This is a genomic window from Streptomyces roseoviridis (assembly GCF_039535235.1).
Taxonomy (GTDB): domain Bacteria; phylum Actinomycetota; class Actinomycetes; order Streptomycetales; family Streptomycetaceae; genus Streptomyces; species Streptomyces roseoviridis.
The window spans coordinates 3,929,330-3,953,413 of record NZ_BAAAWU010000001.1 but is presented as its reverse complement, the minus strand read 5'-3'; the positions used below and the strand labels follow the sequence as shown (position 1 = coordinate 3,953,413).

The 24,084-nt window shown below is 72.3% G+C and carries 24 protein-coding genes, 1 tRNA gene and 1 riboswitch; of the genes, 11 read left to right on the top strand and 14 right to left on the bottom strand.

Annotated elements, in window-relative coordinates:
• Positions 1–23: 23 nt before the first annotated feature.
• Both ABD954_RS17910 and dcd read right to left on the bottom strand, forming a co-directional pair.
• Positions 24–521, bottom strand: a complete 498-nt coding sequence (locus tag ABD954_RS17910; protein WP_345487037.1) for a phosphoribosyltransferase — start codon at positions 519–521, stop codon at positions 24–26.
• A gap of 13 nt (positions 522–534) precedes the next feature.
• Positions 535–1,110, bottom strand: a complete 576-nt coding sequence (gene dcd / locus ABD954_RS17905) for a dCTP deaminase (protein WP_345487036.1) — start codon at positions 1,108–1,110, stop codon at positions 535–537.
• 410 nt (positions 1,111–1,520) lie between these two features.
• Between dcd and ABD954_RS17900 the strand changes: the two genes are divergently transcribed.
• Positions 1,521–1,594 (top strand) — tRNA-Gly (locus ABD954_RS17900).
• A 658-nt stretch (positions 1,595–2,252) separates the two neighbouring features.
• On the opposite strand, the gene ABD954_RS17895 is transcribed toward ABD954_RS17900, so the two are convergent.
• Positions 2,253–2,585: an XRE family transcriptional regulator gene (locus tag ABD954_RS17895; RefSeq protein WP_345487035.1), complete on the bottom strand. Its 333-nt coding sequence runs from the start codon at positions 2,583–2,585 to the stop codon at positions 2,253–2,255.
• A complete protein-coding gene (locus ABD954_RS17890) occupies positions 2,582–2,944 on the bottom strand; it encodes a type II toxin-antitoxin system RelE/ParE family toxin (protein ID WP_345487034.1) in 363 nt (120 codons plus the stop codon). Before ABD954_RS17890 ends, ABD954_RS17895 begins: the two co-directional genes overlap by 4 nt.
• A gap of 351 nt (positions 2,945–3,295) precedes the next feature.
• Here ABD954_RS17890 and ABD954_RS17885 point away from each other — a divergent pair, with 351 nt between their 5' ends.
• Together ABD954_RS17885 and ABD954_RS17880 are read left to right on the top strand one after the other, a co-directional pair.
• Entirely contained in the window at positions 3,296–5,173 is a 1,878-nt protein-coding gene (locus tag ABD954_RS17885) for a hypothetical protein (protein ID WP_345487033.1), read from the top strand.
• A gap of 478 nt (positions 5,174–5,651) precedes the next feature.
• Entirely contained in the window at positions 5,652–6,080 is a 429-nt protein-coding gene (locus ABD954_RS17880) for a hypothetical protein (protein ID WP_345487032.1), read from the top strand.
• Between the two features lie 192 nt (positions 6,081–6,272).
• Here the strand turns inward: ABD954_RS17880 and ABD954_RS17875 are convergent, their stop codons facing one another.
• Together ABD954_RS17875 and ABD954_RS17870 are read right to left on the bottom strand one after the other, a co-directional pair.
• Complete coding sequence (locus tag ABD954_RS17875; RefSeq protein ID WP_345487031.1) at positions 6,273–7,337, bottom strand: hypothetical protein; 1,065 nt, start codon at positions 7,335–7,337, stop codon at positions 6,273–6,275.
• A gap of 223 nt (positions 7,338–7,560) precedes the next feature.
• Positions 7,561–9,171: an adenosine deaminase family protein gene (locus tag ABD954_RS17870; RefSeq protein WP_345487030.1), complete on the bottom strand. Its 1,611-nt coding sequence runs from the start codon at positions 9,169–9,171 to the stop codon at positions 7,561–7,563.
• Positions 9,172–9,517: 346 nt separating this feature from the next.
• Between ABD954_RS17870 and ABD954_RS17865 the strand changes: the two genes are divergently transcribed.
• Positions 9,518–9,778 carry a hypothetical protein gene (locus ABD954_RS17865; protein WP_345492258.1) on the top strand — a complete coding sequence of 87 codons (261 nt, stop codon included), beginning with the start codon at positions 9,518–9,520 and terminating at the stop codon, positions 9,776–9,778.
• A 188-nt stretch (positions 9,779–9,966) separates the two neighbouring features.
• Here the strand turns inward: ABD954_RS17865 and ABD954_RS17860 are convergent, their stop codons facing one another.
• Positions 9,967–10,314 (bottom strand): helix-turn-helix domain-containing protein, encoded by a 348-nt coding sequence (locus ABD954_RS17860; RefSeq protein ID WP_345487029.1) that lies wholly within the window; start codon positions 10,312–10,314, stop codon positions 9,967–9,969.
• 678 nt (positions 10,315–10,992) lie between these two features.
• Here ABD954_RS17860 and ABD954_RS17855 point away from each other — a divergent pair.
• From ABD954_RS17855 to ABD954_RS17845, 3 genes are all read left to right on the top strand, one after another.
• Positions 10,993–11,196: a cold-shock protein gene (locus tag ABD954_RS17855; protein ID WP_158991800.1), complete on the top strand. Its 204-nt coding sequence runs from the start codon at positions 10,993–10,995 to the stop codon at positions 11,194–11,196.
• 232 nt (positions 11,197–11,428) lie between these two features.
• Positions 11,429–11,752: a CBS domain-containing protein gene (locus tag ABD954_RS17850; RefSeq protein WP_345487028.1), complete on the top strand. Its 324-nt coding sequence runs from the start codon at positions 11,429–11,431 to the stop codon at positions 11,750–11,752.
• Between the two features lie 7 nt (positions 11,753–11,759).
• Positions 11,760–12,074 carry an SCO5918 family protein gene (locus ABD954_RS17845; protein ID WP_345487027.1) on the top strand — a complete coding sequence of 105 codons (315 nt, stop codon included), beginning with the start codon at positions 11,760–11,762 and terminating at the stop codon, positions 12,072–12,074.
• A gap of 163 nt (positions 12,075–12,237) precedes the next feature.
• On the opposite strand, the gene ABD954_RS17840 is transcribed toward ABD954_RS17845, so the two are convergent.
• Positions 12,238–12,597 carry a hypothetical protein gene (locus ABD954_RS17840; protein WP_345487026.1) on the bottom strand — a complete coding sequence of 120 codons (360 nt, stop codon included), beginning with the start codon at positions 12,595–12,597 and terminating at the stop codon, positions 12,238–12,240.
• A gap of 229 nt (positions 12,598–12,826) precedes the next feature.
• On the opposite strand from ABD954_RS17840, the gene ABD954_RS17835 reads away from it, so the two are divergent.
• The 3 genes from ABD954_RS17835 to ABD954_RS17825 all read left to right on the top strand — a co-directional run bounded on the left by ABD954_RS17835 (position 12,827) and on the right by ABD954_RS17825 (position 16,148).
• Positions 12,827–13,183, top strand: coding sequence for a MerR family transcriptional regulator (locus tag ABD954_RS17835; RefSeq protein ID WP_345487025.1), 357 nt, complete (start codon positions 12,827–12,829; stop codon positions 13,181–13,183).
• A gap of 273 nt (positions 13,184–13,456) precedes the next feature.
• Positions 13,457–15,112 (top strand): glycosyltransferase, encoded by a 1,656-nt coding sequence (locus ABD954_RS17830; protein ID WP_345487024.1) that lies wholly within the window; start codon positions 13,457–13,459, stop codon positions 15,110–15,112.
• A gap of 49 nt (positions 15,113–15,161) precedes the next feature.
• Complete coding sequence (locus ABD954_RS17825) at positions 15,162–16,148, top strand: D-2-hydroxyacid dehydrogenase family protein (protein ID WP_345487023.1); 987 nt, start codon at positions 15,162–15,164, stop codon at positions 16,146–16,148.
• Positions 16,149–16,242: 94 nt separating this feature from the next.
• On the opposite strand, the gene ABD954_RS17820 is transcribed toward ABD954_RS17825, so the two are convergent.
• Positions 16,243–17,073: a CbtA family protein gene (locus tag ABD954_RS17820; RefSeq protein WP_345487022.1), complete on the bottom strand. Its 831-nt coding sequence runs from the start codon at positions 17,071–17,073 to the stop codon at positions 16,243–16,245.
• Positions 17,074–17,087: 14 nt separating this feature from the next.
• On the bottom strand, positions 17,088–17,315 hold the full coding sequence (locus ABD954_RS17815; RefSeq protein WP_345487021.1) for a CbtB domain-containing protein: 228 nt from the start codon (positions 17,313–17,315) through the stop codon (positions 17,088–17,090).
• Positions 17,316–17,565: 250 nt separating this feature from the next.
• Here ABD954_RS17815 and ABD954_RS17810 point away from each other — a divergent pair, with 250 nt between their 5' ends.
• Complete coding sequence (locus tag ABD954_RS17810) at positions 17,566–18,171, top strand: histidine phosphatase family protein (protein WP_345487020.1); 606 nt, start codon at positions 17,566–17,568, stop codon at positions 18,169–18,171.
• Between the two features lie 18 nt (positions 18,172–18,189).
• Here ABD954_RS17810 and ABD954_RS17805 read toward each other — a convergent pair whose 3' ends face one another.
• From ABD954_RS17805 to cobN, 4 genes are all read right to left on the bottom strand, one after another.
• The gene (locus ABD954_RS17805; RefSeq protein WP_345487019.1) at positions 18,190–18,546 is read right to left on the bottom strand and encodes a GntR family transcriptional regulator; all 357 of its coding nucleotides are present in this window, start codon (positions 18,544–18,546) and stop codon (positions 18,190–18,192) included.
• Between the two features lie 2 nt (positions 18,547–18,548).
• Positions 18,549–19,535 (bottom strand): hypothetical protein, encoded by a 987-nt coding sequence (locus ABD954_RS17800; protein ID WP_345487018.1) that lies wholly within the window; start codon positions 19,533–19,535, stop codon positions 18,549–18,551.
• A 326-nt stretch (positions 19,536–19,861) separates the two neighbouring features.
• Positions 19,862–20,152 carry a hypothetical protein gene (locus ABD954_RS17795; protein ID WP_345487017.1) on the bottom strand — a complete coding sequence of 97 codons (291 nt, stop codon included), beginning with the start codon at positions 20,150–20,152 and terminating at the stop codon, positions 19,862–19,864.
• Positions 20,153–20,190: 38 nt separating this feature from the next.
• The gene (gene cobN, locus ABD954_RS17790; RefSeq protein WP_345487016.1) at positions 20,191–23,847 is read right to left on the bottom strand and encodes a cobaltochelatase subunit CobN; all 3,657 of its coding nucleotides are present in this window, start codon (positions 23,845–23,847) and stop codon (positions 20,191–20,193) included.
• A 59-nt stretch (positions 23,848–23,906) separates the two neighbouring features.
• Positions 23,907–23,999: riboswitch (cobalamin riboswitch) on the bottom strand.
• Positions 24,000–24,084 lie beyond the last annotated feature (85 nt).

Below are 24,084 nucleotides of genomic sequence, written 5' to 3'. Positions count from 1 at the left end.
GTGTCCCGCGGGGTCGGCTCGTCTCAGGCGTCGAGGACCTGGCCCTCACGGCGCACGACGGGCGGCTCGACGGACCAGGGGAAGTTGATCCACTCGTCGGTCTTCTTCCAGACGTACTCGCACTTCACGAGGGAGTGCGACTTCTCGTAGACGACCGCGGAGCGGACCTCGGCGACGTGGTCGACGCAGAAGTCGTGGACGAGCTTGAGGGTCTTGCCGGTGTCGGCGACGTCGTCGGCGATCAGGACCTTCTTGTCGGAGAAGTCGATCGCGTTCGGCACCGGCGCCAGCATGACCGGCATCTCCAGCGTCGTGCCCACGCCCGTGTAGAACTCCACGTTCACCAGGTGGATGTTCTTGCAGTCCAGGGCATAGGCCAGACCGCCGGCGACGAAGACGCCGCCGCGGGCGATGGAGAGCACGATGTCCGGCTCGTAGCCGTCGTCGGCGATGGTCTGGGCGAGCTCGCGGACGGCGCGCCCGAAGCCCTCGTACGTCAGGTTCTCGCGTACTTCACTCATGCCGGCTACCGCCTCACACCTGGGTCCGATGGAAGTTCATGTACGAGCGGGAGGCCGTCGGCCCCCGCTGGCCCTGGTAGCGGGAGCCGTAGCGCTCGCTCCCGTACGGGTACTCGGCGGGGGAGCTCAGGCGGAACATGCACAGCTGCCCGATCTTCATCCCCGGCCACAGCTTGATCGGCAGGGTGGCGAGGTTCGACAGCTCCAGGGTGACGTGCCCGGAGAATCCGGGGTCGATGAACCCGGCGGTCGAGTGCGTCACCAGACCGAGCCGCCCCAGCGAGCTCTTGCCCTCCAGCCGGGAGGCGATGTCGTCCGGCAGGGTGATGACCTCGTAGGTCGAGGCGAGCACGAACTCACCCGGGTGCAGGATGAACGCCTCGTCGCCCTCCGGCTCGACCTGGCGCGTCAGGTCGAGCTGCTCGACGGCGGGGTCGATGTGGGGGTGGCGGTGGTTCTCGAACACCCGGAAGAAGCGGTCAAGCCGCACGTCGATGCTCGAGGGCTGCACCATGGATTCGTCGTACGGGTCGATGCGCACCCGGCCGGCATCGATCTCGGCCCGGATGTCCTTGTCTGAGAGAAGCACGATCCCACGATACGCAGAGGGCACGGAGCTCCCCCAATCGGGAAGACCCCGCGCCCCTGGCCATCAGCGCCGATCGAGCTCCACGGGCACCGCGTGCCGCAGCCGCGCACACCGTGGACACCGAACGAGCCGCCCGGGCCCGATCCGCCCGGCCCCGAGCTGCTGCAGCGGGAACGAAGCGGTGCTGAATACGTGCCCTTCGGCACAACGGACGACGGTGCGCTCCATCGGACCCATCAAGTCCCTTCCCCGACAAGTGGTGGACGAGACAGCCACATTAGGGGAACAAGAGGACACCACTCCACGCGGCACTCCGCACACGCACGGCCGCCCTGAGAGAGGAGGGCGCTTCGCCTGATGTGCGGCATGGGGTACACTGTGCAATGCCGCATTGATCTTCAGGCGGTACTGCGGATGTAGTTTAATGGTAGAACATGAGCTTCCCAAGCTTATAGCGCGGGTTCGATTCCCGTCATCCGCTCCACGACAAAGCCCCAGGTCAGAGACCTGGGGCTTTGTGTTGTCCAGACCTCCTCAGGCGCCCCGCACCACCCAGGCACCACTGCCTTCTTTTCCTGCTCCCCGCACCTTCTCCCGGGTCGCCCCACCATCCGGTCCGAACCGCCGGCCACCTCCTTCTGTCGGTCATGGCCCGAGTGCTGGTAGATCTGAGCTCCACCGCCACCGCCGGCGGGAAGGTCCTCGGGTTCGACTTCGCGCAGGGCCAGGCGGGGGTCGGCCAGGTGGATGGGGGGCATGGGTGCGGGCCCACCCGCGAACCAGTCGGACGAGGACTGACATCGAGATGGCGGTGAAGGCTTCGATCTCCTCGCGCGGATCGGCCGTCACGCCGCCGTTTCAGCGCCCCCCGCGCACAGGGCGGCGTGGACGCACCGGGCGCTGCTGGCGATGCCGGAGTTCAGCTGTTCCACGGGGAGGTCGAGAACGGGGCACTGACTCGTACACCTGGACCGAGCGGTCCGGTCTTCTCGTCCTGGCGTCAAGGGCTGGGAAGATGACTGCGGCAGCTGACCCCAGTGACAGTGGGTCAGCCACCCTCTTTCGTCCACGGCTATGACCATGTCCCGGCACAGCCGGCGAGCACTCACGCCAGATAGTCGAAGGCGCCTGCAACAGCCGAGTCAGCCAAGGACCAGGGATTCGTCTCCGAAGTCTGCTACAAGCTTGAGCTGCCCTCCCAGAGCCGCCACGTAGGAGGCCAGGGTCTCGACTTCAGAGCGCCTTACCTCGCCTCTCTCGATGGCTGAGACGCGGCCCTGAGTGACGCCCAAGATCTCTGCGACCTGGTTCTGTGTGATGTGCTGACGCTTCCGCACTTCCGCCAAGCGGTACGCCCGAACCTCGGCAAGCATCTGCTGCGTCCCCGCCTCGATCCTTTCCTTCTCTTCGGGCGTGAACGCGAAATCTTCCTTAAGGTCGTCCCACGAGGTGGCGCCGCCCTTGTTGGTGGTCATGCCTGCGTCTCCTCTCGGTAGATCGCGTATGCCGCTTCGGCCTGTTCGATTGCGCTCGGGTACCAAGTCTGCCAGTTCCCCGACTTGTCGCCGCCGACCAGGATCACCGCGTTCCGGTCGGGGTCGAAGACGAATAACAGTCTGACCTCAGTTGATCCAGACGAGCCTGGCCGGAGCTCCTTGAGGTTCGGCAGCTTCGATCCCTTAATGCGATCGACCAAGGGACGCCCCAACGTGGGGCCTTCCTGCTTGAGGACGTCAAGGGCACTGGCGATCTGCACCAGCGTCTCCCGGTCGGTGCGACGTAGTCCATGAAGCCAGGCAAGCGCCGGCTCGATGACCTTGATCTCGTATGGCATAGGTCCCTCTGGTCAACTAATACCCCTGCATAGTATCACCTACACGTGATACTCGCAGGTGACGAAGGATGTCCGCATGGACCGCACTGCTGGTGATCCCACAGCAGTGCTCGGTCGCATGGGGCTCCACCCTCGGCTGACCGAGGAACCCGGTCCGGCGCGAAAGGCCGAACGCCGTCTATGGCCGGTCATCGGCGGAGGTCCCCGATCGATGGAGCGCGGTGTGCTACGCCCAGCCCCACGCTGTCGGCCGACTGAGAAGGCGGCAGGAGGGCGGACGCCCCGGTTCGTGTCGGGCTTCCTGCCGTCCCTCCAGCCGTCCGGTAGATCGCTCGGGCTCATAATGCGCGGGTGAACAGACCTCCCGTGCCGTTGCCCGCCGAGCACATACCGCCCGGCACCGCCGAGTGGCGGACTCCGGACGCCGAGCGCTGGCTCGCTGCCGCGCCCGCCCGGTGGGCACGCCCTCTGTGGACGCTGCTGGTGCTGGTCGCCTCGCTGGCGTGGGACGTCGCGGAGGCTCCCGTCGCCCCCTGCACGTCCGCCGCCCCCTGCGGGACCGACTGGCTGGGCCTCGGGACAGCCGTCGTGTTGCTGCTGACCCTGTACTGGGTGTGGCGGCAGCCACGGCTCGCGCTCGTGGGGCTCGCGGCCGCGCTGACGGGGTTCGCCGTGAAAGGCGGCTTCACGTCGGCGCTCGGCGAACCGTCCGCGGTCGCGTTCCTGATGGCCGCCGCGTTCACCACCGCCGGGATCATCCATCGGCTGGCCGCCGCCGGGCGGCAGCGGGCGCGGGCCCTGGAGGCGGCCGGGCCGGTCGCGCAACCGCTGCCCGCCGCCGCGCGGACGTTCCGCCGGGGCCGGCTCTCCTTCGTCCTGGCCGCCCTGCTGCTGGGCGTCGCCGGGTTCGGCTGCTGGCAGGTGCAGCAGGTCGTCGACGCGTACGAGGAGCGGGCCGCGGGAGCCACGCACCTGTCGGGGCGGGTCACGGCCCTGGAGCGGGACGACGACGACATCGACATCGTCGAGGTGGAGGCCGACGGGCGTACCCATCGCTTCGAGACGGCCTATCCCGAGGACTTCCCCGTGGGCAGCCGGGTCGACATCGTCGTGAACGGCGACTGGGCGGCGCTGGTCGCGGAGCCGTACGACGCCGTCGGCTGGGAGCTGCTGGCGTTGGTCGGCTTCGTCGCAGGGCTGGCGTTCCTCGCCAACGGCGCGGACGGGCGGGGGCGTTCGCAGCGGCTGCGGCGCGAACCGCTGCCGGTGCTGCGCGTGCTGGTGCGCGAGGGTCACGACGACGGCCGCACCTGGGTGTTCGCGGCCGACGACCCGGAGGGTCTTCGGCCGATCCTGCACTTCCATTCGCTATACGCCTTCGAGGAAGAAGAAGAGGAAGAAGCGGAGGACGATGACGGCGGCGACGCAGCCGTCGTCGAACTCGACAAGATCACGGAGATTCTCAGGGGCGAGGATCCTCCCCCGCCGCTACGGGAGGCCGTTCTGTACGGCGTCCCCCATGCCGGCGCCGAAGTCGCCTTCGTCGCGTTCGACGACGAAGACGACGTCGAGGTGTCGGTGCAGTGCAGTGTCACCGCGGTGAAGTCGGCCGGCCCGGCGTTGACGGAGCGCGGTCGGCGGCGCCACGAGCGGGAGGACCCGCAGCGGCCCTTCGACGGGATCGCCGCCGGCATGACGCCCTCGGCGGGCCCGCGCACGTGGACGGCTCACGGCTTCTCGCGCGCCGTGGGTCTCGGCCTGCTGCTGGTGCAGGGAGGCGGCATCTGGGCCGCCCTCGCGGACGGACCGTCGTGGCACTGGCTGTGGCTCGCCGTGGGTCTGCCGTGGCTGGTGACGGCCGTGGCAACGGCGCTCACCTGGCGGATCACCGCCGACCGCGACGGGCTGTGGGTGACCGGGGCGTGGCGCGTGAGGCGGGTTCCGTGGAACGTGATCACGTCCGTGCGCCACTCCGACGACGGCATCCGGATCGGCCGGGCCAAGGACTCTTCCGTCGAGCTGTCCCCCACTGGCTGGGCATGGCTGGAGCGCCGCCTGGGCCGCGAGCCGCATGCGCTGCGCACCGCCGAGGAGCTGCGGGCGCTGCTGCTCCACCCGGACCTACGGCCGCTGGAAGAGGCGCCGGCGGGACGGCAGGGCATGCCGGTCGGACCGCCACTCGTGGCGCTGTCGACGCTGTGGGGCGTGGCGGTGCTGCTCCTGCTGTGACCGGACCGCTTCGGCGTTCCGGGGGCCGCGACCGCCCGTCAGCCGGCGCTCATCGGTCCTGGAGTGCCGGAGCGGTGTGTCGGCCCCGTCCCCGAAGCTCGCGTCGGCGCACGAACCACAGCCTTCGGTCGCGTCCGCGGCGGCGGGACGAGGACCGCGGCACGGTCGCGCCGGTCCCGGAACGACATTCGGCTGGATCCGTCTCGACAGCTACACCTGGGCAGCCGCGGCCAATCTGCGCCAGCACCTGAAGAAGCACCGGGGAGGCCGGGAGATCTCGCGCTACGATGCCCGGCCGGGCGACGTCGTCTTCGGCTACTACAGGTCTTCGAAGACGTGGAACCACGCCGGGGTCGTCACCGGCGGCAAGGGGGACAAGATCACCATCACCCAGCACGGCCGGGTCCAACGACAAGGACCTGAGCGCCGTCAGCATCGTTCGCCCCGGGAAGCGCAGTTGAGGCGGGCAGCGGGGTCGGTGGGACTGGCAGGAGCGCTCGTACTCCTGCTCGGCGGCTGCGATGCCCTCGCCACCGACAAGACCCCCGAGCGCACCAAGAACGGCATCAACGAGCTGGAGCTGACGGTGACGGGGCGCCCCACGCCCGGGAGCCTCGCCACCACCGAGCACGTCCTGGCGCGGCTGAAGGCCCGCGACGCCGAGGGCCTGGCCGAGTTCGCCAGGGAGGACGGCGAGACGAAGAACGACGCGAAGCGCTGGGTGGCCCGCTGGGGCGACGCCGCGCAGCGCCCGGCCACCGCGGCCTTCAGCCTGGGAGAGAAGGACGCCTCCGTCGACGTCCGCTTCACCGGTGAACGCGCCACGCTCTCCCTCCTGCTGATGCCGCAGGACGAGAGCGACGCCTACGCGGACGAGTACGTGGTGGTCCTCCGGGAGGACCAGTGACGTAGGCAGCCGCCCCGCCGGGCGGCCGGCGGGGGCTCACGCACGGCCGTGAGCAGGTGCGGGGGTGCCCCCGCCCGGTTTCTCCGGGCGGGGGCACCTCGCGTTCTCGCGCCTCCTCGCCCGTCTCGGGGCCGGGCCACGGGCCGGGCGGCGCGGTCAGCGCGGTCAGCGCGGTCAGCGCGGTCAGCGCGGTCAGCGGGTGATGGTCCACCGCTGGCCTTCGGAGGCCTCGCAGGTCCACACGCCGAGCTTCTTGTAGTCCTCGTGGTAGGTCAGGCAGTCCTGGTCGCTGATCCTGATCTGGTAGGTGCCGTCACCGAAGGGGAGGACCTCCCACTTCTGCGTCGAGCTCGCCTTCCACGTGCTGATCTGGGCGTAGTACGTGCTGGTGTTCTCGGTGAGGACCGGGCCGTGACCGTTGGCGATCTCGTAGCGTCCGCCGCCCGCGTCCTTCAGCGTCCAGGTGCCGTTCGTGGTGCCGAGCGCGCCCGCCACCACGGACGAGCCGGAGGAGGTGTTCGTCGCGACCGCTCCGAGGTTGTTGACGGTCCTCAGCTGCACAGGGACGCCGACCGGAGGACGTCCGGACTCCGAGAGGGGAGCCTCCGGCCCGCTGTGGGAACGGAAGGCCGGGGGCGGGCCGGGGTGGGCCGGCACGCCGGGGATGGGCGTCACCTCGCCCGGACCGGGGGTCTCGCCCTTGGGCACACCGGGGGTCACCGGTGCCATCGTGGGGCGGAAGTCAACGGTGGACCCGTTGCGGTCCCACAGGCCGTAGAAGCCCCAGTTGATCCAGCCGCCGTCACCGTGGTTGGTGAAGCTGCCGCCGCCCGAGAAGATCCAGATGCGGTACGTCTGGTCCTCCCGCGAGGTCTCGTCGTGGTATTCGACGTCGCCCTGGAACGCCACGTCCTGGAGGTTCTGCGTGTAGTGGTTGACGAACCACGGGTCTCCGAAGGCGTTCTTGCCCTTGATGTCGAAGATCATGATGTTGTAGTTGCCGCCGGTGTGCAGCGTCAGCATCTCGAGCAGGCCCTTGACGAAGTTCTCCCTGGCCAGCCTCTTCGTCTCGGCGCTCTCCTTGGCCGCGATGATGCACCACGTCAGCGTGCCGGTCCCGAACGAACCGGGAGCCACCGTGTCCGCCGCGTTGCAGTTGTCCGCGGCGCCGTCGGCCCTGGCGGTCTGCGCCGTCCCCCCGACCAGCAGGGCGCTCGTACAGGCGGCGGCCACGAAAGCGGCCTTGTGCTTCTTCACCGGTGGACTCCTCGAAGGCGGGACGCGAAAGATCGGCGGTCCCCACCCTCGTCCGCTCCCCTAACGTCCTGCTAGTGATCCGCTCACGCCCCGGCGAGGGCGTGGGCGACGAGGGCCTGGGCGACGAGGGCGTGGGCGACGAAGGCCCCGTACTTCTTCACCGGGGCGACGACGAAGGCCCGGGTCGGGGACCCGGGCCTTCGCTCCTGCGTGAGCAGCGGTCCTACGCCTTCGTCACGCGGCGCTCGAACGCGGTGAAGGCGGCCTCCTGACGCCACTGGACCCGGGCCTTGAGGCTGCGGTCGAGGAGGCGGCGGCAGGAGGGGCGGGGGGTGTCCGTGCCGGGGCGGTCGTGGGCGCAGGGGCCGGCGAGGCGGTGGCCGTCGCGGGCCGGGGCGCCCTGCCAGATGCTCGCGCCGGGCAGGAAGGCGTGTTCCAGGGACGCCCGCGCCAGGTCCTTCAGGTCGCGGTAGCCGAGGCCGTAGGTCTCGGCGGCGTACTGGTACTCGTGGCTGATGTCGATGCGCGAGACACCGGGGTCGTCGGTGGCGAGGACGACCGGGACGCCGTGGGCGCGGTACGTCTCGAAGGGGTGGTCGGCTCCCTTGACGCCGAGGATCTGCGCGTTGCTGGTGAACGGTACCTCCACGGCGATCCGCCGCTCGGCCATCGTCCGGGCGAGCCGCCGCCAGTCGTCCTCGTGGACCAGGTCGACTCCGTGGCCGATCCGCTCCGCGCCCGCGACGTTCACCGCCTCGCCGATGTGGAAGGCGAGGTCCTCGGGCTTGACCAGACCGGGCCACAGCTCGCCGGCGTGGAGGGTGAGGTGCGCGCCCGGATAGACGCCCCGCAGGTACTTCAGCATCCGCATCTGGAGGCGGTAGTTCTTCAGGGAGCTGTCCCAGTCCTCGGGCTGGACGAGGTTCACGGCGACGAACCGGTCGTCCCGCTCGGCCAGCCGCATCCCGAGCGCCATCTGGGTGAACACCCGCTCCGGCGAACTGCCCCGCGACACCTGGGAGATCCACCGTACGGTCAGACGGCAGGCGGCCTCGGGCCGGGGCGTGTCGCAGGCCGCCTCCCGGCGGAACTCGGCGTCGCCCTCGTCCGCCTCGCGGCGCGCCTCGGCGACCAGCCGGTCGAGGCGTCCGCCCGCGACGAGCTTGCCGTGGAGCCGGGCGAGGTCCGCGTCCCAGCCGACCTCGGTGGCCAGCTGCTTCGCCGCCTCCGACGCGGGCGAGATCATGGTCTCCAGATAGAACTGGTTCTGTGCCGCGACGTCGTTCGCCACGGAGGCGAGCAGCTTGCCCCGGTGCTTCCACGTGACCTCGCCGAACTTCCCGAACGTGTCGAAGAAGTGGTCGTGCCCCGACTGCCCCGGCGGGAAGCCCTCCATGGACCAGGCCCGCACCAGCGTGTCGTGGAAGGCCCGGTCGGTCCGGGCGTCGGCGGCGGGCCGCTTGCCCGGGCCGCACGGAGGCGGCACCGCGGTCGTCGTGGCCTCGTCGATGCACAGGCCGTCCTCGCCGGCGAGGGCGATGAGGTACTCGGTCGACACGGCGCCGGAGAGGTGGTTGTGCAGTTCGCCGCCCTTGGGCAGGGCCCGGAAGAAGGCACGCAGCGCATCCGGTTCGTCCCGGATCGCCGCGAGCCGCGCCGAGGCGAGGGCCTCGCCCGGCGTCAGGGGCTTCACAGCCGCCGCCGAGGACGGGCCCGCCGGCAGGGTGGCGGGAAGGGCCGCGGACCGGGCTGCGGACGGGGACGCGGGCGAGGCCGCCGCGGCGGGAGCCGGCAGGGCCGCCGGGAGAAGGCAGAGAGCGGACAGGACGCTCATGCCGATGCCGACCGGGGCCCGGAAGCGTGGGCGACGATGCGGGGAACGCCCAGGGAGAGTGATCACAGCCGCATGATCACGAATGCCGGCCGGTCCCCCCGCTCCCGACGGGCCGGTCACCGGCCGTTCCACACGACCGGGTGACACCTCCGGGTTCGGCCGGCCGAGGGCGGTGCGACGTAGGGTGGACGTGTCGGGAGACGTGCCGGGCACCGGATCCCCCGGGTGTCGCCCGGGGCGGTTCGCCCCCGGCTCCGCGCGTGGGCGCGTCCGCCCGGGAGAGGACGGTGCCGCTTTGGAACGGAACGACCAGGAAGCCCAGGAAGCCCAGGAAGCCGCGGAGGCGCTGGAGGCCGAGGAGGCCCTGCCGCCGCCCGGCCATGCCGAGGTGCGCATCGTCGCCGCCACGCCGGACGCCGCCCGCGTCGTCGCAGACCTGCTGCGCCACTGCTTCGCCGGCGGCGAGCAGCGCAGCTATCCCGCCCCGGGCGGGGGCACCCGCCTGCACCTCACGGTCGACACCTCACGCACCGCCGAGCCGGCCCGGTCCTGGCTGGCCACGAGCCGACCCCCGAGCGGCGCCGGCCCCCACTCCGAGGAGCCCTGACCCGCCGCCCGCGGCGGGGCGCGGCGCACGGCGGGGCGCACGGCGGGGCGCGGCGCACGACGCGGCGCGGCGCACGACGCGGCGCGGCGCACGGCGAAGGCCCGGTTCGGTGACCCGGGCCTTCGTCGTGTTCGGCTCGTACGGCCTCCCGGCCGGGCGCGCCGGTCGGATCCGCCCGGGCCTGCCGGTCAGGTCGCGGCGGCCGGGGACTGGGAGCCGCGGGCCCCGTTGCGGAGCTGCTCGTTGATGCGGCGGGCTTCTTCCAGCTGGTCCTCGAGGATGACGATGCGGCAGGCGGCCTCGATGGGCGTGCCCTGGTCCACGAGCTCACGGGCCCGGGCGGCGATGCGCAGCTGGTAGCGGGAGTAGCGCCGGTGGCCGCCCGCGGAGCGCAGGGGGGTGATCAGGCGATGGTCGCCGAGGGCGCGGAGGAAGGCGGCGGTGGTGCCCAGCATCTCGGCGGCCCGGCCCATCGTGTAGGCGGGGTAGTCGTCGTCGTCGAGGTTGTCGGCGGGGCGGGGACTGCCAGGGGGCATAGACCTCTTCTTTCGGGAACGCGTCGGGGGGCCCGGGTGCCGTGACGGCACCCGGGCCCCGAGCTTTCAACACCATCTACCGGCAGACTGCGCCGGCCTTCTGTGTCCGCACGTGCCGCCCGGACGGGCGGGACTGCGGGGATCGCGGATGCGTGACCGGGGACCACCTTCCCATCGGGGGCCTGCGGTACCCGGGCGGACTGCTTCCTCGCCCGGGCGATCCTGACGGTGCTCTGCTCCTTACTTCGGTTGCGTGTTGCCTACTGCTACCTACTGCTGGTTACTGCTTCGGGTACTGCTCGCACGGCAGTCCGTCCCTGCCGTGCCCACGTGACTTCTGGGGTACGTCCACGACAGTAGCGCCACCGCGAGCGAATGTCTACCGTCGCCACGACAGATTTCCTGCCGGGCCCACTCGCGGCTTCCTGCCCCGCGCACACCCGGAGCCCCCACCGCGGCGGGATGAGAATTCAAGGGACCGCGCGCTCAGGCTTTTTACCGTTGAAAAAGAGCGGGGCAATTCTCCCGTCATCGGGCGCCGTGGCGTGCTAGCTTGGATTTCAGTTGCAGTTGTGGTTCCCAAAAACTTGGTAGTCCGGTCACGCCGGCGGGGTAATCATCACGGCGACACGGTGTCCGCACAGTGCGTACGCCGATGAGCCCCAAAGGAGATATGACATGACTACTGGCACCGTGAAGTGGTTCAACGCGGAAAAGGGCTTCGGCTTCATCGAGCAGGACGGTGGCGGCCCCGACGTGTTCGCCCACTACTCGAACATCGCCGCCCAGGGCTTCCGTGAGCTGCAGGAAGGCCAGAAGGTCAACTTCGACATCGCGCAGGGCCAGAAGGGCCCGACGGCCGAGAACATCGTTCCCGCCTGATCTGCCGCGCACGACGTAGCTGGGGCCCGCATCCTTCGGGGTGCGGGCCCCAGCTGCACGTCCTCGTTCCGCCGCAGTCCGGCGGATCACCTTCCCGCAGTTCATGCATTCCATGCAGTTCATGCGGTTCATGCAGAACCATTCGACGACGTCTCGAAATTCCTACCGCTCGTTCGCCGCGGGAATTCCCTGATGTGCGCCGGCATCCGCGCCGTATCAAGGAAGGCTCCGCATGAACAGCACCCGAACGATTGAAGGCCACGTCACCGACGAGGCCGAAACACACGTCTGGGACGACATGACCGTCGAAGTGGCCCTGGCCGTCATGACGAGCGCCCGCGCCGGGCACCTGGTCGTCCGTGACGGCGACGGCCGGCGCACCGGGCTTGTCACGCAGGCCCAGCTCACCGGCTTCCGGGCCAGTCCCGCGTACACCGACCGGGTACGGCTGCGCGACCTTTCCCGCCCCCACCGGGGTCTGCCGCGCTCCGGGCGTCCCCTGCCCACCGCCGCACCCGCGTCACCGCCGAACCCGTGTTCTCTCTTCCCTCTGTGAGGTCCCTATGCGCTGCGTCATCGCCCGCTTCCCGTTCGAGCTGACGAAGAACGGTGTCCTGGAGACGATGAAGGGCATCAAGCCCGAGCCCGTCACCGGAGAGTCGGTGGTCATCGGTCGCCGTGAGTACCCCGCCAAGCAGGTCGGCGCGGTCATCACGCGGCAGGACCGGCGTGACTTCACCGCCCACGAGGTCGTCCGGGCCATGACCAAGCTCGGCTTCACCTGCCGCGCCGCCCGTTCGGAGACCACCCCGCCCGACGCCGGCCTCAGCCCGGTCCAGCAGGCGTCCGCCCTGCTCGGCACGTCCACGGCGCTCTGACCGCCGTACGGACGCGTCACCAGGCGACGCACGTGTAAGGAAGGGCCCGGCCGGTGCACACCGGCCGGGCCCTTCTCGTGTCTCGTGCCCTGTCTCGAACGTCTCGTACGTCTCGTACGTCTCGTACGTCTCGTACGTCTCGTACGTCTGGTCGCGTACCCGGTCAGTGGTCGGAGTAGCTGAAGTCCCCCACCGTCCAGGCGCTGACGTCGGCGATCGCCACGCGGTACATCCCGCCCGTCTCCGGGATGCCCACCGTGCCCTGGATGATCCGGGCGACGTGGAAGTGCAGATGGGTCGGCGGCCCGTCGTTGCGTGACGGCTTCTCGAAGGCGCCGGCGAACTCGCCCAGGCGGGTCGAGTCCGTCAGGACCTCCGTCACCCGCTGCCGCCACACCGCTTCGGGAGCCAGGCGCCCCGTGATGACGGCCCCGCCGGTGATGACGGTCAGGGACATCTGATTGCTCTGCCCGGACTCGACCGTTGCGGCGATGTCCACGAGCAGTTCGTCAGGCTTCGGCATGGAAGCCGATTGTATTCGCCCGCCCGTCCGGCCGACATGGGCACCGCCGGGTGACCGCCCCCGCGCGGGCGCGCGCGTCGCCAGGGCCGGGCGGCGGTACCGGCGGCGCGGATCTCGGCATTACCCTCGGTGATGCGCCGGAACGCCGGCGCGTGCGCCGTGCCAGGCGGACCGCCCCCGTTCGCAGTACCTCTTCGGGGCCCTCGACGCGTCCTCCAGAGAGGTGAGAATGACAGCAGACGACCCCCTCGGCCGTCTCGAAGACGACGACTACCCCGCCTACACGATGGGGCGGGCCGCCGAGATGCTCGGCACGACCCCCGGCTTCCTTCGCGCCCTCGGGGAAGCCCGGCTGATCACCCCGCTCCGCTCGCAGGGCGGCCACCGGCGCTACTCCCGCTACCAACTGCGGGTCGCCGCCCGCGCCCGCGAACTCGTCGACCAGGGCACCCCCATCGAGGCCGCCTGCCGCATCATCATCCTGGAGGACCAGCTCCAGGAAGCACAGCGCATCAACGCCGAATACCGCCGGGCGGCGGGCGAACCACAGCCGCCGGCCGGGGACCGGGACCCCCGGGTGGACTGACCGGGAGGACCGACCGGGAGGACCGACCGGGAGGACCGACCGGGCGGTGCGAGGGGCTGAGGAGACCGGGCCGACCGAGCGGGCTCGGGGACGGGCGGACGGAACGACGCGCCGAGGGCCGGCCGGGCCCATGTGCCGCGCCGGTACGCCCCCCTGACGCCCCCTCACGCCCCGTACGGCGGCGCCACGCAGCGCCCCTGTTACCGCGTGGGCGATACGATGCGCCATCGCGACCGGCTCTTTTCACAAGATTTGCATGGGGGATTCCGAAAGATGAACGTCCCGCGTACGCCCACGGTCTCGATCGTCGTCCCGGTCTACAACGCGATGCCGTACCTGGAGCTCACCCTCCAGTCGATCGAGCAGCAGACCATCGGCATGGAAGCCCTCGAGATCGTCGCCGTCGACGACGGCAGCACCGACGGCAGCGGAAAGCTGCTCGACGCGTGGGCCGAGCGGTACCCCCGGACCATGAAGGTCGTGCACCAGGAGGCGTCCGGCGGGCCGAGCCGGCCGCGGAACGTCGGCCTCGAACACGCCACCGGCACCTACGTGTTCTTCGTCGACGGCGACGACGCCCTCGGGCCCGAGGCGCTGGAGCGGCTCGTCGCGATGGCCGAGAAGAACGGCTCGGACATCGTCCTCGCGAAGCTGATCGGCGTCGGGCGGCGGGTGCCGAAGCAGGTCTTCGCCCAGAACGTGGACAAGGTCGACCTCTCGAAGGGCGACGCCTACTACACGCTCATGCCGTTCAAGCTGTTCCGGCGCGAGATGATCGAGAAGCACTCCATCCGCTTCCCCGAACACATGCGGATCAGCGAGGACCAGTACTTCGTCGCCCAGGCCTATCTGCGCAGCAAGGTCATCTCGATCGTCGGCGACTACGACTGCTACTACGTCGTCAAGCGGGGCGACGAGGGCAACATCACCGCGCACGGCATCGACTTCACCGTGGCCCTCACGCAGGCCGACGAGATGGTCGGGCTCGTCACCGGACTCACCGAACCGGGCTCGCTGCGCGACCACTTGGTGGGCCGTCACGTCAACGTCGAGATGATCCGGCGCTTCGACCAGCGCTTCCTCGACGCCGACCACGATGAGCAGAAGCGCATGGTCGAACTGGCCCGCCCGTACGCGCGGAAGTGGATCAGCCCCGCGATCCTCGCCAAGATGCCCGTGCACGAGAAGCTCGTCGCCCACTGTCTGCGCGAGGGCCTCGTCGACGAGCTCGCGGAGGTCGTCGCGTGGCAGCTGGCCGGCCGCCCCGGCAAGGCGCTGGTCCGCGACGGCAGGCTGTACGCCACGCCGCCGTTCCCGGCCGCCGACTCCCCCGTGTTCGCGGAGCTGTGCGACATCACGTCGGCGATGACCGGCGTCAGCCCGCGCCGCCGCGTCGACCGGCTCGCCTGGCGCGGCACGGTCCTGGAACTGGCCGGCTACGGATACCTCGACCAGGTCGACACCGACGACCTCGTCACCGAAGTGGTCCTGAAGCACGCCGGCACCGGCCGCGAGGTCGCCGTCACCGCCGAACAGGTGCCCTCGCCGCACCTCACCGTCAGCCGCGGCAAGGAGGTCCACGACTACGGGCGCGCCCGCTTCCGGGCCTCCGTGGACCTGGCCACCGCGGACAACGGCGCGCCCCTCCCCAAGGGCGACTGGCACCTCTCGCTGCGCTGTTCGGCCAAGGGCCTGACCGCGAGCGGCGGCCTCGGCACCGCGCTGGGCGGCAAGGTCAGCAAGCGGGCCGACGAGCACGCCGTGTCCCTGCCCGGGGCCGGCAAGAAGCTGCACACCGTGCGGGTCGGGCCCAAGGAGGGCAAGCTGCTGCTCCAGCTCAGGCCGGCGCCCTCGGCGGTCACCGCGTACGCGGTCAGCTTCGGCTGGAAGGCGGCCCGCGCCGTCAAGGCCCGCATCAACTGGAAGTGACCGGGGGCCGGACTCCCTCCGGCCCGCGGCGTACGCGATCATGCGGTGTATGAACTCTCCGGCACCTGCGCTGCGTTGCGCGATCCTCGACGACTACCAGGGCGTCGCCCTCTCCTCGGCCGACTGGAGCCGGGTCGAGGGGCGGGGCGACGGCCGCGTCGAGGTGCGCGTGCTGCGTGAGCACCTCACCGACCGGGAGGCGCTGGTCGCCGCCGTCGAGGACTGCGAGATCCTCGTCGTGATGCGCGAGCGCACCCCCCTGGACGCGGAGCTGCTGGCCCGGCTCCCCCGGCTCCGGCTGATCGTCACCTCCGGGATGCGCAACGCGTCCGTCGACGTGGCGGCGGCCCGGGCGCGGGGCGTCACCGTCTGCGGTACGGACAGCAGTCCGGTGCCGCCGACCGAGCTGACCTGGGCGCTGATCCTGGGCCTGGCCCGGCAGACGCACGTGGAGGGCCGGGCGATGCGGGAGGGCGGGCCGTGGCAGTCGACGGTCGGCATGGACCTCGCGGGCCGCACGCTCGGACTCGTCGGCCTCGGCAAGATCGGCGGCCGGGTGGCCCGGATCGGCCTCGCCTTCGGCATGGACGTGGTCGCCTGGAGCCCCCACCTGACGGACGAGCGGGCCGCCGAACACGGCGTGCGGCGGGCGGCGAGCCTTCCCGGCCTCCTCGGCGCCGCCGACGTCGTCTCCCTGCACCTGGTGCTCTCCGACCGCACCCGCGGGCTGCTCGGCGAGCCGGAGCTGCGGGCGATGCGCTCGCACGCGTACCTGGTCAACACCTCCCGCGCGGGGCTCGTCGACGGTCCGGCGCTGCTGCGGGCGCTGCGGGAGGGCTGGATCGCGGGGGCGGGCCTCGACGTCTACGAGACGGAGCCGCTGCCGGCCGACGACCCGCTGCGGACGCTGCCGAACGTGCTCGCGCTGCCGCACCTGGGATACGTGACCGAGGCCAACTACGCCCGCTACTTCGGGCAGGCCGTCGAGGACATCGAGGCGTTCCTCGCCGGGGCGCCGGTCCGCGAGCTCTCCTGACCCTCGCCGACGGCCCCGTGCCCGGCCCCGGAACCCACCGGCCCCGTACACCGCGGTGGGTGTACGGGGCCGGTCGGGCGGTACGCGGACGGGCTCAGGCGGACGGAGCGGCCGCCCCGAGCGCCTGTGCGGAGGCGGGTCGCGGTGCGAGCAGCCGCTGGGCGAGCAGCCCGAAGGCGAGTCCGAAGGCCACCCACAGGGCGGCCTGGATGCCCAGGGTCGCGAGCCGGAACTCCCACAGCACGGCGGCCGGGAAGTCGGCGGCGACCGCGTCCCCGTTGCCGGGCAGGAACGCGCAGGCGATCGCGACCGCGGCGACGAAGCCCGCGCCGGCGACGACGGTCGCGTTCCAGTTGCCGAGGCGCGGGGCGAGCCGGCGGCCCGCGACGACCGCGGCGATGCCCAGCAGCACGCTGAGCAGGACCATCAGGAAGAAGAGCGCGGTGCGCTTGCCGATGGTGTCCGGGTTGCCGACGGCCGGAGGGGTCGCCGGGTACTTGAGGAACGGCACCAGATAGACGGTGGTGAAGGCCGCCGCCGCGACGAGCGCCGCCGTGGCCTTCGGGGTGAACCGGCCGAGCCGTCCCAGGGCGAAGCAGAACGCCAGGGACGCGATGCCGCCGAGGGCGACACCGTAGACGAGGACACCGGTGGCGAGCCCCGCCGTGGACTGGAGGTCCCGGCTGACGAGCTCTTCCTCGGCCTGCTCGGCCGCGCCCGTGCCGTGGCCACCGCCGTGGCTGTGCGCGGCGGCGTGCTCCGCCTTGGCGGCGGCCTCCTCGACGGCGATCGAGGCGTCGACGGACGGCTCACCCACGACGTACGCGACGGCGAAGGCGAACAGCCCGGCGATCAGGCCCGCGAGCATGCCGCGGACCAGGAGCTTTCCCACGAGCGAGCCCGTGGGAGCGGAAGGGTCGGACATGGTGCGGTGGCCCCTCAGTGGCAGGGGAAACCGAGCAGGTGGCGACCGTCGTGCACCCACTCGTGCACGCCCTCGCCCGCGAAGAGCGAGGTCGCCCCCTGCTCGGCACCGACGAAGTAGAGCGCGACGAGCGCCAGGATGCCGACGAAAGCCGCCCACGGCAGCACCGCGCGGACCGGCAGCGAGACCGGGGCGACGGACGGGGTGGACGTGACGGCGGGCGACGCAATGGCCTCGGCCATGGTGGAACCTCCTCGGGAACGCGCGTCCCATACGGTGGTGCGCGACGACGGTCGTCGGGTCTGACTCGCCTTTCCCGGCGTACCGTTGGACACCGGGGCGGCTCACAGTGGCGCGACCGTGCCGGACTTGCACCGGACTTCCGTCTCGCCGTCGTCGTTCTGTGGAAATGTCGACTGACCGTACCGCGCCGAACACTCCCCGCCAAGAGCGCCCGAAGCGCCGACCCGCGAAGTGAGGGATGAATCACCCATGGCCGCGCCCCCGTCCGGGCCCCCGTCCGGGCCGCCGTCCCCGCCCGGGACCGTGCACCTGTCGCTGTTCGCCCCGGCCGTGAACGCCGCCCTGCGCGAGGCCCGGTTCGACGACGACGGGCCGCTGGAGCCCGTACGTGAGCGAAGGGTGAGCCCGCTGTGTCCGGCGCGCCGGGTGCGGACGCTCCGGTCGCCCTCGGCCCGCTGCCGGGAGACGGCCGAGCTCCTGGGCCTTGCGGACGTGCCGGCCGAACCGGCCCTTGCGGGCTGCGCGATGGGCCGGTGGCGGGGCCGGAGCCTGGACGAGCTGGCCGCACGGGAGCCGGAGGCCGTGGCCGCCTGGCTGTCCGACCCGGGCGCGGCCCCGCACGGCGGCGAGTCGCTGCGGGAGCTGCGCGAGCGGGTCGTGACCTGGATGGAGGCGCTGGAGCCGGGCACCGTCTTCGCCTTCGCCGAGCCGGACGTGATCCGCGCGGCCGCCGCCCACGCCGTCGGCGCACCCGAGGCCGCCTTCTGGCGCCTCGACGTGCGCCCGCTGACCAGGGTCGACCTGTCCGGCCGCGCGGGCCGCTGGAACCTGCGACTCGGGGCGCCGCTTCCGTAGCGGGGGGGGCGGCGACCCTCAGCCCAGGCCCGCGCGGGCGAGGTCCAGGAACTCCTCGTCCGTCAGGCCCAGGCGGCGGGCCTCGGCGGCGAGGGTGCGGAGGCTGTCGACGAGTCGGGCGCGGTCGGGGGCGCGGGCGCCCGGCACGATCACCGCGCCCCGGCCGCGGCGCAGTTCGATCAGGCCCTCTTCGCGCAGCCGCTGGTAGCCGCGCAGCACGGTGTGGACGTTCACCCCGAGGGAGTCGGCGAGTTCCCGTGCGGCCGGCAGGCGCTCGCCGGGCGAGGCGCTGCCGTCGGCGAGCGCGCCCCGGACGCAGGAGGCGATCTGGTCGCCGAGCGGCACGGAGGAGGCGGGGTCGACGCGGAAGAGCACGGTCAGATCCTCTCACCGGGTGCGGCGGGCGGGTGGTTCGCGGCGTCCGCGCGGGCCCGCTCGACAAGGGTGTCGAGGAGGGCGGTGGCCGTCCGGGCGTCGGGGACGGTGACGGCGAACTCGCGGCCGTCGTCCCGGCGTACGACGAGGGCTTCGCCGGAGCGCAGGACGAGGCCGGTGCGGTGGGCGCGGACGCGGTAGCCCCAGCCGCCGAAGTCGGCCACCGGGTCGACGTGCCGGACCGCGGCGGAGGCCACCTCATCGAGCGGGATCCGGACGCGCGGGCGGGGCAGCAGCATCGGCGTGACGGTCAGCCCGCGCCGGTCGACGGTGACCCGGACCCGGGAGAGGGCGAGGCCGGGCACGCCGACGAGCGGGCCGGCCGCCGCGATCAGCGCGTACGGCCAGGGCGCGAGGAACAGGGCGAGGAGGCCGCCGGCGAGGCCGGCCAGGAGGAAGGCGGCGGCGAGCGCGGTGAGCGGGCGGGAGCCGGTGGCGCGGGACCAGCCGGCGACCTCGTGCGCGCCGAGCGCGAGGCGGGGGGCGGGCGGCTCGGCGGGCGGCGCGGAGGGCTCCTGCGGGACGAGCCGGGTGAGCGCCAGACCGGTGAGGGCGGCGAGTCCGGCGCCGCCGGCCGCCAGGGACAGGACGGCGAGGGGGTAGCGGGCTTCCGGCGCCGCCGCCGCGTCCAGGTTGCCGCGCAGCAGCAGGGCGAGGAGCCCGCCGAGGAGACCCGCGGTGGCCCAGGCGCCCCAGAGGGCCGCACGGCGGACGAGCAGGGTCCAGCCGGCGCCGAGCGCCAGGAGGAGGCCGGTGCTGACGACGGTGTAGGCGCCGAGTCCGGTGAATCCGTCGGGCGTTCCGCCGGCGGCGGAGAAGTGCGTGGCCAGGGGGTCCGGAAGGCGGTCGTGCCAGAGGGCGAGCAGGAGGAGGTGGACGGCGAGCGCGAGGACGAACGGTGCCGCGGCGAGCGGACGGAGACGGTTCACGGAGAGCCCTCCTGGTTCTAGTTGTTTGCACTCTACTAGAACAAGTTGGTAGGCGCCGCCCCCGGGGGCGTGTTCCGGGTCGCCCGGCACCACGGTCGCGGCGGCAAGGGGCGCGGTCGGGTCGCCGGCGGCAAGGGCGCGGTCGCCGGCGGCGGCGACGCCACGCCGCTCCAGCCCTGCGCGCCGGACCCGGCGGCCGTGATGAAGACGGGCCGCGACACGGCGGCCGTCCGCAGCCGCTCCCCGAACCGGGCCTCGGGAACGTGGAAGCGGCGGCCGCCGTCAAGGACGCGGCCGCCGCCAAGGGCTCCTCGTGACGCCGACGCCTACGAGCGCGTCTTCTTCGGGGCCAGCGTCCTCATCTCCCACACCGGCCGGCTGGGCCTGACGCCCTCGCGGGACGGCGTGGCGGTCGGGGCGGTGGGGATCCCGGCGCTCGGCGTCGCCTCCGGCGCCGGGGTCGTCGCAGGGGCCGCCGGGGTCGTCGCCGGGGCCTGCGAGGTGCCGCGCGGCTTCGGGGTCTTGCCGCCGTCGCCCGGGCCGGAGCCCGAACAGGCCGCCAGGGCCAGGCCGAGGCCCAGCACCGTCGCCGCCATCACCGTTCCACGGGCTCGCACGCCCACCACCCCACCCCAGGTCTCGCCCGGATCGTAGCTCAGCCGTCCGCGTCGTCCGCGTCGTCCGCGCCGCCTTCGAGGTCGCCCTCCGTCTCCAGGAAGACCTGCCGCAGCGCGGCCAGGGTCTCCGGGTCCGGCTTCTCCCACATGCCGCGGGACTCGGCCTCCAGGAGCCGCTCGGCGATGCCGTGCAGCGCCCACGGGTTGGCCTCCTTCAGGAAGGCCTGGTTCTCCGGGTCGAGGACGTACGCCTCGGTCAGCTTGTCGTACATCCAGTCGGCGACCACGCCCGTCGTGGCGTCGTAGCCGAAGAGGTAGTCGACCGTCGCCGCCAGCTCGAAGGCGCCCTTGTAGCCGTGGCGGCGCATCGCCTCGATCCAGCGCGGGTTCACCACGCGGGCGCGGAAGACGCGCGAGGTCTCCTCGACGAGCGTGCGGGTGCGGACGGTCTCCGGGCGGGTCGAGTCGCCGATGTACGCCTCCGGGGCGGTGCCCCGCAGCGCGCGCACGGTCGCCACCATGCCGCCGTGGTACTGGAAGTAGTCGTCCGAGTCGGCGATGTCGTGCTCGCGGGTGTCGGTGTTCTTCGCCGCGACCGCGATCCGCTTGTACGCGGTCTCCATCTCGGCGCGCGCCGGGCGGCCCTCCAGGCCGCGCCCGTACGCGTAACCGCCCCACACCGTGTACACCTCGGCCAGGTCGGCGTCGGTGCGCCAGTCGCGCGAGTCGATCAGCTGGAGCAGACCCGCGCCGTAGGTGCCCGGCCGGGAGCCGAAGATACGGGTGGTGGCGCGCCGCTCGTCGCCGTGCTCGGCCAGGTCCGCCTGGGCGTGGGCCCGGACGAAGTTCTCCTCGGCCGATTCCTCCTCCAGCCCGGCCACCAGCCGGACCGCGTCGTCGAGGAGCCCGATGACGTGCGGGAACGCGTCCCGGAAGAAGCCGGAGATGCGCAGCGTGACGTCGATGCGCGGGCGGCCCAGCTCGGCGAGCGGGATCGGCTCCAGGCCGTTGACGCGGCGGGAGGCGTCGTCCCACAGCGGGCGGACGCCCAGCAGGGCGAGGGCCTCGGCGACGTCGTCGCCGGCGGTGCGCATCGCGCTGGTGCCCCACAGGGACAGACCGACCGAGGTCGGCCACTCGCCGTTGTCGGCGCGGTAGCGCTCCAGGAGCGAGTCGGCGAGCGCCTGGCCGGTCTCCCAGGCGAGGCGCGACGGCACGGCCTTGGGGTCGACCGAGTAGAAGTTGCGGCCGGTCGGCAGCACGTTGACCAGGCCGCGCAGCGGCGAGCCGGAGGGGCCGGCCGGGACGAAGCCGCCGTTCAGGGCGTGCACGGCATGGGTGAGCTCGTCGGTGGTGGCGGCGAGGCGCGGCACGACCTGCTCGCAGGCGAAGCGCAGCACGGCCGCCACGTCCGGACCGTGCGCGGCGGCGACCGCCTCGACCGCGTCCACGGACCAGTCGGCCGCCTCCATCGCCTCGACCAGCGCGCGCGCCGTCGCCTCGGCCTCGTCGGCACCCGAGCGGGTCGCGGCCGACTCGTCCAGGCCCAGGGCCTCGCGCAGTCCGGGCAGCGCCTGCGTACCGCCCCAGATCTGGCGGGCGCGCAGGATCGACAGGACCAGGTTCACCCGCTCCGGGCCGGTCGGGGCGCCGCCGAGGACGTGCAGGCCGTCACGGATCTGGGCGTCCTTGACCTCGCACAGCCAGCCGTCGACGTGCAGCAGGAAGTCGTCAAAGCCGTCGTCGTCGGGCCGGTCCTCGAGGCCCAGGTCGTGGTCGAGCTTCGCGGCCTGGATCAGCGTCCAGATCTGGGCGCGGATCGCGGGCAGCTTCGACGGGTCCATGGAGCTGATCTGCGCGTACTCGTCGAGCAGCTGCTCCAGGCGCGTGATGTCGCCGTACGACTCGGCGCGGGCCATCGGCGGCACGAGGTGGTCGACCAGGGTGGCGTGGACGCGGCGCTTGGCCTGGGTGCCCTCGCCCGGGTCGTTGACCAGGAACGGATAGACCAGCGGCAGGTCGCCGAGGGCCGCGTCCGGGCCGCAGGCGGCGGACAGGCCGGCGTTCTTGCCCGGCAGCCACTCCAGGTTGCCGTGCTTGCCCAGGTGCACCATCGCGTCGGCGCCGAAGCCGCCGTCCTCGGCGCGGGCGGCGATCCAGCGGTAGGCCGCCAGGTAGTGGTGGGACGGCGGCAGATCGGGGTCGTGGTAGATCGCGATCGGGTTCTCGCCGAAGCCGCGCGGCGGCTGGATGAGGATCAGCAGGTTCCCGCGGCGCAGGGCCGCGAGCACGATGTCGCCCTCGGGGTTGCGGGAACGGTCCAGGAACATCTCGCCCGGCGGCGGGCCCCAGTGCTCCTCGACCTCGTCGCGGAGCTCCTTCGGCAGCTGCCCGTACCAGCGCTTGTAGTCGGCGGCCGGGATGCGGACCGGGTTGCGGGCCAGCTGCTCCTCGGTGAGCCAGTCCTGGTCGTGGCCGCCGGCCTCGATCAGGGCGTAGATCAGCTCGTCGCCGTCGCCGGACACCAGGCCGGGGATCTCGTCCTCGGGCCCGAAGTCGTAGCCCTCGGCGATGAGGCGCTTGAGGAGCGCGACGGCGGAGGCCGGGGTGTCGAGACCGACGGCGTTGCCGATGCGGGAGTGCTTGGTGGGGTACGCGGACAGGACGAGCGCCAGCTTCTTCTCGGCGTTCGGGATGTGCCGCAGGCGGGCGTGGCGGACGGCGATGCCGGCCACGCGGGCGGCACGCTCGGCGTCGGCCACGTACGCCGGGAGGCCGTCCTCGTCGATCTCCTTGAAGGAGAACGGGACGGTGATGAGCCGGCCGTCGAACTCGGGGACGGCGACCTGGCTGGCGGCGTCCAGCGGGGACAGGCCCTCGTCGTTCTCCTCCCAGGCGGACCGGGAGCCGGTCAGGCACAGCGCCTGGAGGATCGGCACGTCGAGCGCGGCGAGCGCGCCCGCGTCCCAGGCCTCCTCGTCCCCGCCGGCCTGCGCCTCGGCGGGCTTGGTGCCGCCGGCGGCGAGGACCGTCGTGACGATCGCGTCGGCGCTGCGGAGGGCGTCGAGCAGCTCGGGCTCCGGGGCGCGCAGGGACGCCACGTACAGGGCCTTCGCCTGCCCGCCGGCCTCCTCGATCGCGTCGCACAGGGCGCCGACGAAGGCGGTGTTGCCGCTCATGTGGTGGGCGCGGTAGTAGAGCACGGCGACGACCGGGCCCGTGGTGTTCTTCGGGGTGCGCTCCAGCGGGCCCCAGGTGGGGGCGGGCGCCGGGGCCTCGAAGCCGTGGCCGGTGAGCAGGACGGTGTCGGAGAGGAACCGGGCCAGCTGCTCCAGGTTGGCCGGGCCGCCGTGCGCGAGGTAGGCGTGGGCCTCGGTGGCGACGCCGATCGGGACGGTGGACGCCTCCATCAGCTGGGCGTCGGGGGCCTGTTCGCCGCTGAGCACGACCACCGGCTTTCCGGCGGCCAGGACCGCGTCCAGGCCCTCCTCCCAGGAACGCAGGCCCCCGAGGAGGCGTACGACGACGAGCTCGACGCCGTCGAGGAGTTCCGCGAGTCCCCCGGAGCCTTCGGCCTGGGAGGTGTCCCCGGCGAGGGGCAGCCGGGCGGGGTTCGCGAACCGGTACGGGACCGGGCCACCGGCCGCGCGGGCGCTGAGCAGGTCGGTGTCGGAGTGCGACAGCAGCAGGAGCATGGCGAGCTCGGGCCCTTCCTCGGGGTTGTCCGCGCCCCGGGTGGTCGTATGGACGGCGGGAGTTCCTGGCTCACCGGCACCGGGTCGCGCTGGCGCGCGGCCGGACCGGCTCACAGTGGCGGGACCGCGCCGGATTCTCACCGGGCTTCCTCCCCGGGGCCCTGGGACCCCATGCCGGTCTGCATCCTAGATCGTGCGGTCGGCGGGCCGGAGGGGACGCGAGAGTCGGCCGGATCA

Bases quoted from the DNA above. Each gene is read 5' to 3' on its own strand.
- ABD954_RS17815 (WP_345487021.1), bottom strand. From the start codon at position 17,315: ATGGCCGAGGCCATTGCGTCGCCCGCCGTCACGTCCACCCCGTCCGTC.
- ABD954_RS17810 (WP_345487020.1), top strand. From the start codon at position 17,566: ATGGCCGCGCCCCCGTCCGGGCCCCCGTCCGGGCCGCCGTCCCCGCCC.
- ABD954_RS17835 (WP_345487025.1), top strand. From the start codon at position 12,827: ATGACAGCAGACGACCCCCTCGGCCGTCTCGAAGACGACGACTACCCC.
- ABD954_RS17840 (WP_345487026.1), bottom strand. From the start codon at position 12,597: ATGCCGAAGCCTGACGAACTGCTCGTGGACATCGCCGCAACGGTCGAG.
- ABD954_RS17850 (WP_345487028.1), top strand. From the start codon at position 11,429: ATGAACAGCACCCGAACGATTGAAGGCCACGTCACCGACGAGGCCGAA.
- ABD954_RS17890 (WP_345487034.1), bottom strand. From the start codon at position 2,944: ATGCCATACGAGATCAAGGTCATCGAGCCGGCGCTTGCCTGGCTTCAT.
- ABD954_RS17860 (WP_345487029.1), bottom strand. From the start codon at position 10,314: ATGCCCCCTGGCAGTCCCCGCCCCGCCGACAACCTCGACGACGACGAC.
- ABD954_RS17825 (WP_345487023.1), top strand. From the start codon at position 15,162: ATGAACTCTCCGGCACCTGCGCTGCGTTGCGCGATCCTCGACGACTAC.
- ABD954_RS17910 (WP_345487037.1), bottom strand. From the start codon at position 521: ATGAGTGAAGTACGCGAGAACCTGACGTACGAGGGCTTCGGGCGCGCC.
- ABD954_RS17870 (WP_345487030.1), bottom strand. From the start codon at position 9,171: ATGAGCGTCCTGTCCGCTCTCTGCCTTCTCCCGGCGGCCCTGCCGGCT.
- cobN (WP_345487016.1), bottom strand. From the start codon at position 23,847: ATGCTCCTGCTGCTGTCGCACTCCGACACCGACCTGCTCAGCGCCCGC.
- ABD954_RS17845 (WP_345487027.1), top strand. From the start codon at position 11,760: ATGCGCTGCGTCATCGCCCGCTTCCCGTTCGAGCTGACGAAGAACGGT.
- ABD954_RS17895 (WP_345487035.1), bottom strand. From the start codon at position 2,585: ATGACCACCAACAAGGGCGGCGCCACCTCGTGGGACGACCTTAAGGAA.
- ABD954_RS17855 (WP_158991800.1), top strand. From the start codon at position 10,993: ATGACTACTGGCACCGTGAAGTGGTTCAACGCGGAAAAGGGCTTCGGC.
- ABD954_RS17820 (WP_345487022.1), bottom strand. From the start codon at position 17,073: ATGTCCGACCCTTCCGCTCCCACGGGCTCGCTCGTGGGAAAGCTCCTG.
- ABD954_RS17830 (WP_345487024.1), top strand. From the start codon at position 13,457: ATGAACGTCCCGCGTACGCCCACGGTCTCGATCGTCGTCCCGGTCTAC.